Source organism: Ornithinibacter sp. (genome assembly GCF_035443565.1).
Lineage (GTDB): Bacteria > Actinomycetota > Actinomycetes > Actinomycetales > Dermatophilaceae > Fodinibacter.
Genome location: NZ_DAORSO010000071.1, coordinates 3,205 through 12,147 on the forward strand (window position 1 = coordinate 3,205; position 8,943 = coordinate 12,147).

The window sequence follows — 8,943 nt, forward strand, 5'->3', positions numbered from 1 at the left end:
AGCGTCCTCGGTCACCGTGGCACCGGCCATCGTCCGATCATCCACCCGTGAGGAGTGGCCGGGGGCCGCGGTGATACCACCCCTCAGAAGCCGAGGCGGCCGAGCTGCCTGCGTACCCCGAGTGACCTATTGGTCGATCTCGGGACGGTGCGAGCCGTCAGAAGCCGAGGCGGCCGAGCTGCTTGGGGTCGCGCTGCCAGTCCTTGGCGACCTTGACGTGCAGGTCGAGGTGCACGCGCTCCCCGAGCAACGCCTCGATGCCGGTGCGCGCGTTCGTGCCGACCTCGCGCAGCCGTGACCCACCCCGACCGATGACGATGGCCTTCTGCGAGTCGCGCTCGACGAAGACGTTGACCCGCACGTCGAGCAGTGGCTTGTCGTCGGGGCGGCCCTCGCGCGGCACGATCTCCTCGACGACGACGGCCAGGCTGTGCGGCAGCTCGTCGCGCACCCCCTCGAGAGCGGCCTCGCGCACGAGCTCGGCGATCATCACGAGCTCGGGCTCGTCGGTCAGCTGGTCGTCGGGGTAGAGCGGCCCGGGCGAGGGCGGCAGGTGGCTGGCCAGCACCTCACCGACGACCGAGACCTGGTCGCCGCGGGTGGCCGAGCAGGGGACGATGTCCGACCAGTCACCGAGCTGGTCGATGGCGATGAGGTGCTCGGCGAGGCGCAACTTGTCGACGGTGTCCGACTTCGTCGCCAGCGCCACGACCGGCGTGCGCTTGCCCCGCCGCAGCTCGGCGAGCTCGCGGGCGATGAACTGGTCACCCGGGCCGATCCGCTGGTTCGCGGGCAGGCAGAAACCGATGACGTCGACCTCGAGCAGCGTCTCGCGCACGAGGTCGTTGAGGCGCTGCCCCAGCAGCGTCCGTGGTTTGTGCAGCCCGGGCGTGTCGACGAGGATCAGCTGGCTGTGCTCCCCCGACACGATGCCGCGGATCGTGTGCCGGGTGGTCTGCGGCTTGCTCGACGTGATGGCGACCTTGGTGCCGACGAGCGCGTTGGTCAGGGTCGACTTGCCGGCGTTGGGCCGCCCGACCAGGCACGCGAACCCGGCGACGTACGCCTGCTCGCCCTCGGTGGTGTCGTCGTTCATCCGGCCCGCTCCTCCATCTCCGGGGCGTCTGCCGCCGGCTCGACCCGCTCGACGATCACGGTGGCGATGCGGTGACGTCGCCCCGACATGCGTTCCGCGGTGAGACGCAACCCTGCCACCTCACACGTCGACCCGAGGATCGGGACCCGCCCGAGCTCCTTGGCGATGAGGCCACCGACGGTGTCGACCTCCTCCTCCTCGAGGGCCACCTCGAACAGCTCGGCGAGGTCGTCGACGTGCATCGTCGCGGCGACCCGGACCCGGCCGTCGTCGAGGTTCTCGACCTCGGGGGCCTCCCGGTCGTACTCGTCGGTGATCTCGCCGACGATCTCCTCGAGGATGTCCTCGATGGTCACCAGCCCGGCCGTGCCGCCGTACTCGTCCACGACGACGGCGAAGTGCGCGTGGTCGAGCTGCATCTCGCGCAGCAGGTCATCGACCGGCTTGCTCTCGGGCACGAACACCATGGGGCGCATGAGCTCGGTGACGGGGAGCGTCCCGGCATCCGGGTCGGCGTTCAGCCGCCGCATGACGTCCTTGAGGTAGAGCAACCCCACCACGTCGTCGACGTCCTTGCCGAGCACGGGGATGCGCGAGAAGCCGGAGCGCAGGAACAGGCTCATCGCGGCGCGAGCGGTGCGGTCGTCGTCGATGGAGACCATGTCGGTGCGCGGCACCATCACCTCGCGAGCCAGGGTGTCGCCGAGCTCGAAGACCGAGTGCAGCATCTCGCGCTCCTCGGCCTCGATGAGGGCGTGGTCGCGGGCCATGTCGACGAGGTCGCGCAGTTCGCTCTCGCTCTCGAACGGGCCGTCGCGGAACCCCTTGCCCGGGGTGACCGCGTTGGTGAGCGCGATGAGCAGCCGCGAGAACGGCCCGAGCACCCGGCGCAGCCACACCGTCGTCGGTGCGGCTGCCAGGGCCACCTTGGTGCTGTGCTGCGCACCGAGCGTTCCCGGTGACACCCCGACGACGGCGAAGGAGATGAGCGCCATGATCGCGATGGCGATGAGGAAGGGCTCGACCGTGCCCTCGACCCGTTCGACCACGGCCAGCGTCACCATCACCGCCACGGTCGACTCGGCGATGACGCGCAGGAACGACAGCACCGACAGGTAGGCCGCCGTGTCGCCGACGACCTTGACCAGGGCCTTGGCGCCCGGGCGGTTCTCGTCGAGCAGCTCCTGGGCGCGGGTGCGCGACATCCGCGAGAAGGCGGCCTCGGCGGTGGAGATGAGGAAGGCGAGCAGGGTCGCGACGGACGCGAGGACGACGAGGCGGGTCATGGTCTTTTCTGGGTGGTCAGGCGCTGGGTCGCCCGCGCGTGGCGAGGAAGGTGAGGAGCAGCTGGCGCTGCAGCTCGAACATCTCGCGCTCCTCGTCGGGTTCGGCGTGGTCGAAGCCGAGGAGGTGAAGGATGCCGTGGGTCGTCAGGAGCAGCAGCTCCTCCTCGGTCGCGTGGCCGGCCTCTCGGGCCTGACGGGCTGCGACGCTCGGGCACAGGACGATGTCACCGAGCATGCCCTCCTGCGGCTCGACACCCTCGCGCCCGGGACGAAGCTCGTCCATCGGGAAGCTCATGACGTCGGTCGGGCCCGGCAGGTCCATCCACTGCACGTGCAGCGTCTCCATGGCGGGTTCGTCGACGAGGCGCAGGCACAGGTCGGCCTTGGGGTGGACCCGCATCTGCTCCATCACGTACCGGGCACAGGCGACGAGCTCGAGCTCGTCGATCGAGAACTCGGTCTCGTTGAGGACGTCGATGCTCACCGGCGCACCGCCGGCGCCTGGCGTTCGTCGTAGCGACCGTAGGCGTCGACGATCGCCGCGACGAGCCGGTGACGAACGACGTCGGATGCCGTGAGCTCGCAGAACGCGACGTCGTCGATGTCGGTGAGGATGTCGCGCACGACGCGCAGCCCGCTCGTCGCCGAACTGGGCAGGTCGACCTGGGTGACGTCACCGGTGACGACCATCTGCGAGCCGAACCCGAGCCGGGTGAGGAACATCTTCATCTGCTCGGCGGTGGTGTTCTGCGCCTCGTCGAGGATGATGAACGCGTCGTTGAGCGTGCGCCCACGCAGGTACCCCAGGGCCGCCACCTCGATCGTGCCCGAGGCCATCAGCCGGGGGATCGACTCGGGGTCGACCATGTCGTGCAGCGCGTCGTAGAGCGGGCGCAGGTAGGGGTCGATCTTGTCGTTGAGGGTGCCGGGCAGGAACCCGAGCCGCTCCCCCGCCTCGACGGCCGGGCGGGTGAGGATGATGCGGTTGACCTGCTTGGCCTGCAGCGCTGCCACGGCCTTGGCCATCGCCAGGTAGGTCTTGCCGGTACCGGCCGGGCCGATGCCGAAGACGACCGTGTTGGAGTCGATGGCGTCGACGTAGCGCTTCTGGCCCAGCGTCTTCGGACGGATCGTGCGCCCGCGGCTGGAGACGATGTTCATCGTCAGCACGTCGGCGGGGCGCTCGACGGTCTGGGCGCGCAGCATGGCGATCGAGCGCTCGACGGCGTCACCGCTGAGCGCCTGGCCGCCCTCGAGCACGTCGAGCAGCTCGTCGATGAGCCGCTCGACGAGCGCGACCTCGGCGCTCGGCCCGGACACGTGGAACTCGTTGCCCCGCACGTGCAGGTCGACCCGCGGGAACTGGCGCTCCATGGTGCGCAGCAGCTCGTCGCGAGGACCCAGCAGGGCGACCATCGGCACGTCGGCGGGGACGACGACGGTGTGTTCGCGGACGTGGGGGTGGGTTTGGGGCTCAGTCATCGTGGGACAAGTGTACGAGGCGCTGCCCGGGTGCAGCACCTGAGATTGCCGGTCAGCCCGGAGGCCACGTCAGGGATCGCCCGCCGAGCACGTGCAGGTGGGCGTGGAAGACGCTCTGCCCCGCGGCCTCTCCGGTGTTCGCGACCACCCGGTAGCCAGGCAGACCCTCGTCGTCCGCGACCTGCGCGGCGAGCGCCACGGCATCCGCGAGCTCCGCCGCGGACGCGGCGGCCAACCCCGCGAGGTCGGGCACGTGCCGGCGCGGGACGACGAGCACGTGGGTCGGCGCGCCCGGCTCGATGTCGCGAAAGGCCAGGCAGTGCGCACTCTCGGCGACGACGGTCGCGGGGATCTCCCCCGCGACGATCCGGCAGAACAGGCAGCTCTCGGTCTCGCTCATGCCGCCGAACCTACCGCCAGCGGGACATCGCGCTGAGGACGGCCAGGGCCGCCGGTCCCGCGCTCGACGAGCGCAGCACGGTGTCGCCGAGACGGACCGGGACTCCCCCGGCGGCCTCGAAGGCCGCGAGCTCCTCGGGCGAGATGCCGCCTTCCGGTCCGACGACGACCACGACGTCACCGGATGCCGGGAGCGTCACCCCCGCGAGCGGCATCCGGGCGTCCTCGTGGAGCACGAAGGCCGCGGCGGCGGCGCCGATCCGGGCGCCGAGCTGCGCCGACGTGGCGGTGGGCGCCAACACCGGTCGGCGGGTGCGGCGGGACTGCTTGGTGGCGGCGACGAGCACGGCATCCCACTTGCGCCAGGCCTTCTCGCCGCGCTCCCCGCGCCACTGCACGACGCTGCGAGAGGCCTGCCACGGCACGACCTCGTCGACACCGCACTCAGTCGCGGCCTCGATGGCCTGGTCGTCACGGTCGTTCTTGGCGAGCGCCTGGACGAGCACCAGGCGAGGGCTCGGCTCGGGGTCGCTCGTCACCGAGACGACGCGAAGGTCCAGGCTGCCCGACCCGACCGCGATCACCTCGGCCTCGACGCGCAGCCCGGCGCCGTCGGTGAGCAACAGGTGCTCGCCGACGCGGGTGCGGCGAACGGTGGCGGCGTGCCGACCCTCGGGGCCGTCGAGCACCACGACGTCGCCGACGCCGCGACCCGCCAAGGCGTCGGTCGGCAGCAGGTGCAGCGGCAGCGTCACGGGGGTGGCCTACCGGTCAGCGGGCCTTGAACGCGTCGCGCAGCTTGCCGAAGATCGACCCGTCACCGGGGTTGGCGACCTTGCCCTCGGGCCGCTCCTCGCCGCGCAGCTGGGCGAGCTGACGCAGCAGCGCCTCCTGCTCGGCGTCGATCCTGGTCGGGGTCTGCACCATGGCGTGCACGATGATGTCGCCGCGACCGGTGCCGCGCAGCTGGGTGACACCGAGCCCGCGCAGCGTGATGGTGTCGCCGGACTGGGTGCCGCGGCGCACCTCCAGGGTCTGCGGCCCGTCGAAGGTCTCCATCATCAGCGACGCGCCGAGTGCGGCCGCGGTCATCGGCACCTCGATCGTGGCGTGCAGGTCGTTGCCGCGACGCTGGAAGACGGGGTGGCGGTTGACGGCGACCTCGACGTACAGGTCACCGGCCGGGCCCGCTCCGTGGCCGACCTCGCCCTCACCGGCGAGCTGGATGCGGGTGCCCGTGTCGACCCCGGCCGGGACCTTGAGGGTCAGGGTGCGACGGGTGCGCACCCGGCCGTCGCCGGAGCACTCGTAGCAGGGGTTGGTGATGATCTGGCCGAAGCCCTGGCAGGTCATGCAGGGGCGGGTCGTCATGACCTGGCCGAGGAAGCTGCGCTGCACCTGCTGCACCTCGCCGCGACCGCCGCAGACGTCACAGGTGCGGGTCGAGGTACCCGGCTGCATCCCGGCGCCGTGGCAGGTGCCGCACCCGACGGCGGTGTCGATGGTGAGGTCCTTCTGGGCGCCGAACACGGCATCCCCGAGGTCGATGTCGAGGCGCACCAGGGCGTCCTGACCGCGGGTGGTGCGCGAGCGCGGGCCGCGGCCCGGCGTGCCGGCCTGGCCACCGAAGAAGGCGTCCATGATGTCGCTGAAGGAGAAGCCCTGACCGAACCCGGCCGCGCCCGCCCCGTAGGGGTCGGCGCCCGCGTCGTAGGAGCGCTTCTTGTCGGCGTCGGACAGCACGTCGTAGGCCTGGGAGACCTTCTTGAACTGCTCCTCGGCCTCGGGGCCGGGGTTGACGTCCGGGTGCAGTCGCCGGGCGGCCTTGCGGTAGGCGCGCTTGATGTCCTCGGGGCTCGCGTCGCGGGCGACACCGAGGTCGGCGTAGTAGTCGTTCACGGGTGAAGGGTCCTTCGGGACGGGGTCGGTGCGGCGGATGCCGTGGATGCGGCGGATGCTGAGACGGCGGGGATCACTGCGCGAGGATCCGCGAGACGTAGGTGGCGACGGTGCGGACCGCGGCCATCGTCGTGGGGTAGTCCATCCTCGTCGGTCCGAGGACCCCGAGGCCGGCGACGAGGTCGGAGCCGGCGCCGTAGCCGGTCGCGACCATCGAGGTGGTCTGCAACCCCGCATACGGGTTCTCGTGGCCGATGCGGACGGCCACCTGCTCCCCCTGCTCGGCGGCGGTGCCGAGCAGCTTGAGCAGCACGACGTGCTCCTCGAGCGCTTCGAGGACGGGGCCGAGGCTGGTCGTGAAGTCCGGGCCGACCCGGGCGAGGTTGGCGGTGCCGGCCAGCACGACCCGCTCCTCGCGTTCTTCCACGAAGGAGTCCTGCAGCGCGGTGCCGACGGCGCGCACGAGGTCTCGCAGTCCGGGCTCGAGCTGCTCGGGCGCGGCTGCGAGCTCGGCCGACGCCTCGGCCAGGGTCCGCCCGGCCGTGGCGCGGTTGAGCTCGGTGCGCAGCGTGGCGAGGGTGTCCTCGCCGACGGTGCTGCTGAGGTCGCGGCCGACGTCGACGACCCGCTGCTCGACGCGCCCCGTCGTCGTGATGAGCACGGCGAGCACCCGCTCACCCCCGAGCGGCACGAGCTCGATGTGGCGCACGCACGAGCGCGCGAGCGAGGGGTACTGCACGACCGCGACCTGGTGCGTCAGCGACGACAGCAGGCGCACCGTGCGGTCGACGATGTCGTCGAGGTCGAGGGCACCCTCGAGGAAGTGGGCGATGGCGCGCTGCTCGGCGCTGCTCATCGGCTTCACGGCCGAGAGACGGTCCACGAAGAGCCGGTAGCCGGCATCCGTGGGCACCCGCCCGGCACTGGTGTGCGGGGCCGCGATCAACCCCTCGTCCTCGAGAGCCGCCATGTCGTTGCGCACGGTCGCGGCCGACACCCCGAGCTGGTGACGCTCGAGAAGGGCCTTCGACCCCACGGGTTCGGACGTCTGCACGTAGTCCTGCACGATGGCGCGCAGCACGCGCAACCGACGGTCCTCGTTCATGCCCACCTCCGGTCCTTCGCCTGGACAGCCCTTGGCACTCTCGCGCCACGAGTGCCAATCTTACCTCCGCGTGCGGGTAACCTCACGGCCGTGGTGGACAGGTATGGAAGCGACGTGCTCGGGGGCGACTGGCGACGACCGGCCCGTGGGCGCTCGGTCGAACTCGCTGCCGAACCCGGCACGGTCGTCGAGGACGTCGAGACCGGCTGGGTGGGCGCTGTCGTGCGCGTCGAGAAGGCGGGCGGCATCCACGTCGTCCACCTCGAGGACCGCCACGGGCGCACCCGCGGGTTCCGCCTCGGGCCCGGGTTCCTCGTCGACGGGTCGCCGGTGACCCTCACGCCCCCGAAGGCCGCGGATGCCGCCCGGCTGGCCGCCGCTCGCGCCGCCGCGTCCCGCACGGCCAGCGGATCGCGGGCCGTCACCGGGCAGCGCGCCAAGGTCGCCAGCGGCTCAAGGATCTTCGTCGAGGGCAAGCACGACGCAGAACTGGTCGAGAAGGTGTGGGGCGCCGACCTGCGGGTCGAGGGGGTCGTCGTCGAGATGCTCGACGGGGTCGACGACCTGGCCGGGGCGATCCGTGACTTCGCGCCCACGGCGGGGCGTCGCATGGGGGTGCTCGTCGACCACCTCGTGCCGGGCACGAAGGAGTGGCGGGTCGTGGAGCAGGCCCGGGCGGTCAAGCCGTACGCCGAGCACGTCCTCGTCGTCGGCCACCCCTACGTCGACGTCTGGCAGTCGGTGAAGCCCTCCCGGCTCGGGATGGACGCCTGGCCGGTCATCCCCCGGGGCACGTCGTGGAAGGTCGGCATCGCCGCGCACCTCGGGTGGCCGCACTCGACCCAACGCGATCTCGCGATGGCCTGGCGCCAGATCCTGTCCTCGGTGCAGACCTATGCTGACCTCGAGCCCGAACTGCTCGGACGCGTCGAGGAACTCATCGACTTCGTCACCGCGTCGTAGCGGCGGCCACCTGCCTGACACCACCGAGGGGACACACCATGAGCAGCACACCCGACCCGTTCCGCCCCGAGGACACCCCGCCACCTCCCCCGCCGCCGCAGCCCTACCCACCGCAGTACGGCGCACCGGCCGGCTACGCAGCCGCCCAGCCGCTGACCCCGCAGGAGGAGAAGAACTGGTCCCTCGGTGCCCACCTCGGCGTCCTGGCGGTTGGCTTCGTCGCACCGCTGGTGATCTGGCTCGTGTACAAGGGACGCGGGCCGTTCCTGGAGCACCACGCCAAGGAGTCGCTGAACTTCCAGATCACCGTGCTGATCGCCCTGTTCGTGTCGATCATCCTGACCCTGGTGTTCGTCGGGATCTTCATGGTCTTCGCGCTCATCCCGTGGATGTTCATCATGCCGATCATCGCCGCGGTCAAGGCGAGCAACGGTGAGTGGTACCGCTACCCGCTGACCCTTCGCCTCGTCAGCTGACGCTCCTGGTGGATGCGCCTCGGGGTCGGCCCTGACTCGACCCCGAGGCCCACCCTGACCCGGCCCCGGAACGGGGATCGACACGTCGCCGCGGGTGTTTCATGGGTACAGACCCACCCACAAGGAGCACCTGATGAGTGACACCACTCCCCGCCACGATGACCACCCCGTCGACCCGACGGCCCCCGGCTACGCGCTGGCCCCGGCCCCGATGAAGCCCTCCGACGAGCGCACCGC

General features: G+C 71.3%; 10 protein-coding genes. 2 read left to right on the plus strand and 8 right to left on the minus strand.

All coding sequences use genetic code 11. From position 1 onward, the window contains the following. Positions 1–157: 157 nt before the first annotated feature. From era to hrcA, 8 genes are all read right to left on the minus strand, one after another. A complete protein-coding gene (era, locus tag PLL68_RS08900) occupies positions 158–1,096 on the minus strand; it encodes a GTPase Era (RefSeq protein ID WP_324533414.1) in 939 nt (312 codons plus the stop codon). Continuing rightward, positions 1,093–2,382, minus strand: coding sequence for a hemolysin family protein (locus PLL68_RS08905; protein ID WP_324533415.1), 1,290 nt, complete (start codon positions 2,380–2,382; stop codon positions 1,093–1,095). The genes era and PLL68_RS08905 overlap by 4 nt, the downstream gene beginning before the upstream one ends. A gap of 16 nt (positions 2,383–2,398) precedes the next feature. Further along, positions 2,399–2,866 carry an rRNA maturation RNase YbeY gene (gene ybeY, locus PLL68_RS08910; RefSeq protein WP_324533416.1) on the minus strand — a complete coding sequence of 156 codons (468 nt, stop codon included), beginning with the start codon at positions 2,864–2,866 and terminating at the stop codon, positions 2,399–2,401. Beyond that, the gene (locus PLL68_RS08915) at positions 2,863–3,864 is read right to left on the minus strand and encodes a PhoH family protein (RefSeq protein WP_159898645.1); all 1,002 of its coding nucleotides are present in this window, start codon (positions 3,862–3,864) and stop codon (positions 2,863–2,865) included. The genes ybeY and PLL68_RS08915 overlap by 4 nt, the downstream gene beginning before the upstream one ends. Positions 3,865–3,916: 52 nt before the next feature. Continuing rightward, positions 3,917–4,264 carry an HIT domain-containing protein gene (locus tag PLL68_RS08920; protein WP_324533417.1) on the minus strand — a complete coding sequence of 116 codons (348 nt, stop codon included), beginning with the start codon at positions 4,262–4,264 and terminating at the stop codon, positions 3,917–3,919. Positions 4,265–4,274: 10 nt separating this feature from the next. Beyond that, positions 4,275–5,018: a 16S rRNA (uracil(1498)-N(3))-methyltransferase gene (locus PLL68_RS08925; protein ID WP_324533418.1), complete on the minus strand. Its 744-nt coding sequence runs from the start codon at positions 5,016–5,018 to the stop codon at positions 4,275–4,277. Positions 5,019–5,034: 16 nt separating this feature from the next. Further along, complete coding sequence (dnaJ, locus tag PLL68_RS08930; protein ID WP_324533419.1) at positions 5,035–6,162, minus strand: molecular chaperone DnaJ; 1,128 nt, start codon at positions 6,160–6,162, stop codon at positions 5,035–5,037. A 73-nt stretch (positions 6,163–6,235) separates the two neighbouring features. Continuing rightward, positions 6,236–7,267: a heat-inducible transcriptional repressor HrcA gene (gene hrcA / locus PLL68_RS08935; RefSeq protein ID WP_324533420.1), complete on the minus strand. Its 1,032-nt coding sequence runs from the start codon at positions 7,265–7,267 to the stop codon at positions 6,236–6,238. Positions 7,268–7,357: 90 nt separating this feature from the next. On the opposite strand from hrcA, the gene PLL68_RS08940 reads away from it, so the two are divergent. Both PLL68_RS08940 and PLL68_RS08945 read left to right on the plus strand, forming a co-directional pair. Beyond that, positions 7,358–8,230, plus strand: a complete 873-nt coding sequence (locus PLL68_RS08940; RefSeq protein WP_324533421.1) for a DUF3097 domain-containing protein — start codon at positions 7,358–7,360, stop codon at positions 8,228–8,230. A gap of 38 nt (positions 8,231–8,268) precedes the next feature. Continuing rightward, positions 8,269–8,706 (plus strand): DUF4870 domain-containing protein, encoded by a 438-nt coding sequence (locus PLL68_RS08945; protein ID WP_324533422.1) that lies wholly within the window; start codon positions 8,269–8,271, stop codon positions 8,704–8,706. Positions 8,707–8,943 lie beyond the last annotated feature (237 nt).

Bases quoted from the DNA above. Each gene is read 5' to 3' on its own strand.
- era (WP_324533414.1), bottom strand. From the start codon at position 1,096: ATGAACGACGACACCACCGAGGGCGAGCAGGCGTACGTCGCCGGGTTC.
- PLL68_RS08905 (WP_324533415.1), bottom strand. From the start codon at position 2,382: ATGACCCGCCTCGTCGTCCTCGCGTCCGTCGCGACCCTGCTCGCCTTC.
- PLL68_RS08915 (WP_159898645.1), bottom strand. From the start codon at position 3,864: ATGACTGAGCCCCAAACCCACCCCCACGTCCGCGAACACACCGTCGTC.
- PLL68_RS08920 (WP_324533417.1), bottom strand. From the start codon at position 4,264: ATGAGCGAGACCGAGAGCTGCCTGTTCTGCCGGATCGTCGCGGGGGAG.
- hrcA (WP_324533420.1), bottom strand. From the start codon at position 7,267: ATGAACGAGGACCGTCGGTTGCGCGTGCTGCGCGCCATCGTGCAGGAC.
- PLL68_RS08945 (WP_324533422.1), top strand. From the start codon at position 8,269: ATGAGCAGCACACCCGACCCGTTCCGCCCCGAGGACACCCCGCCACCT.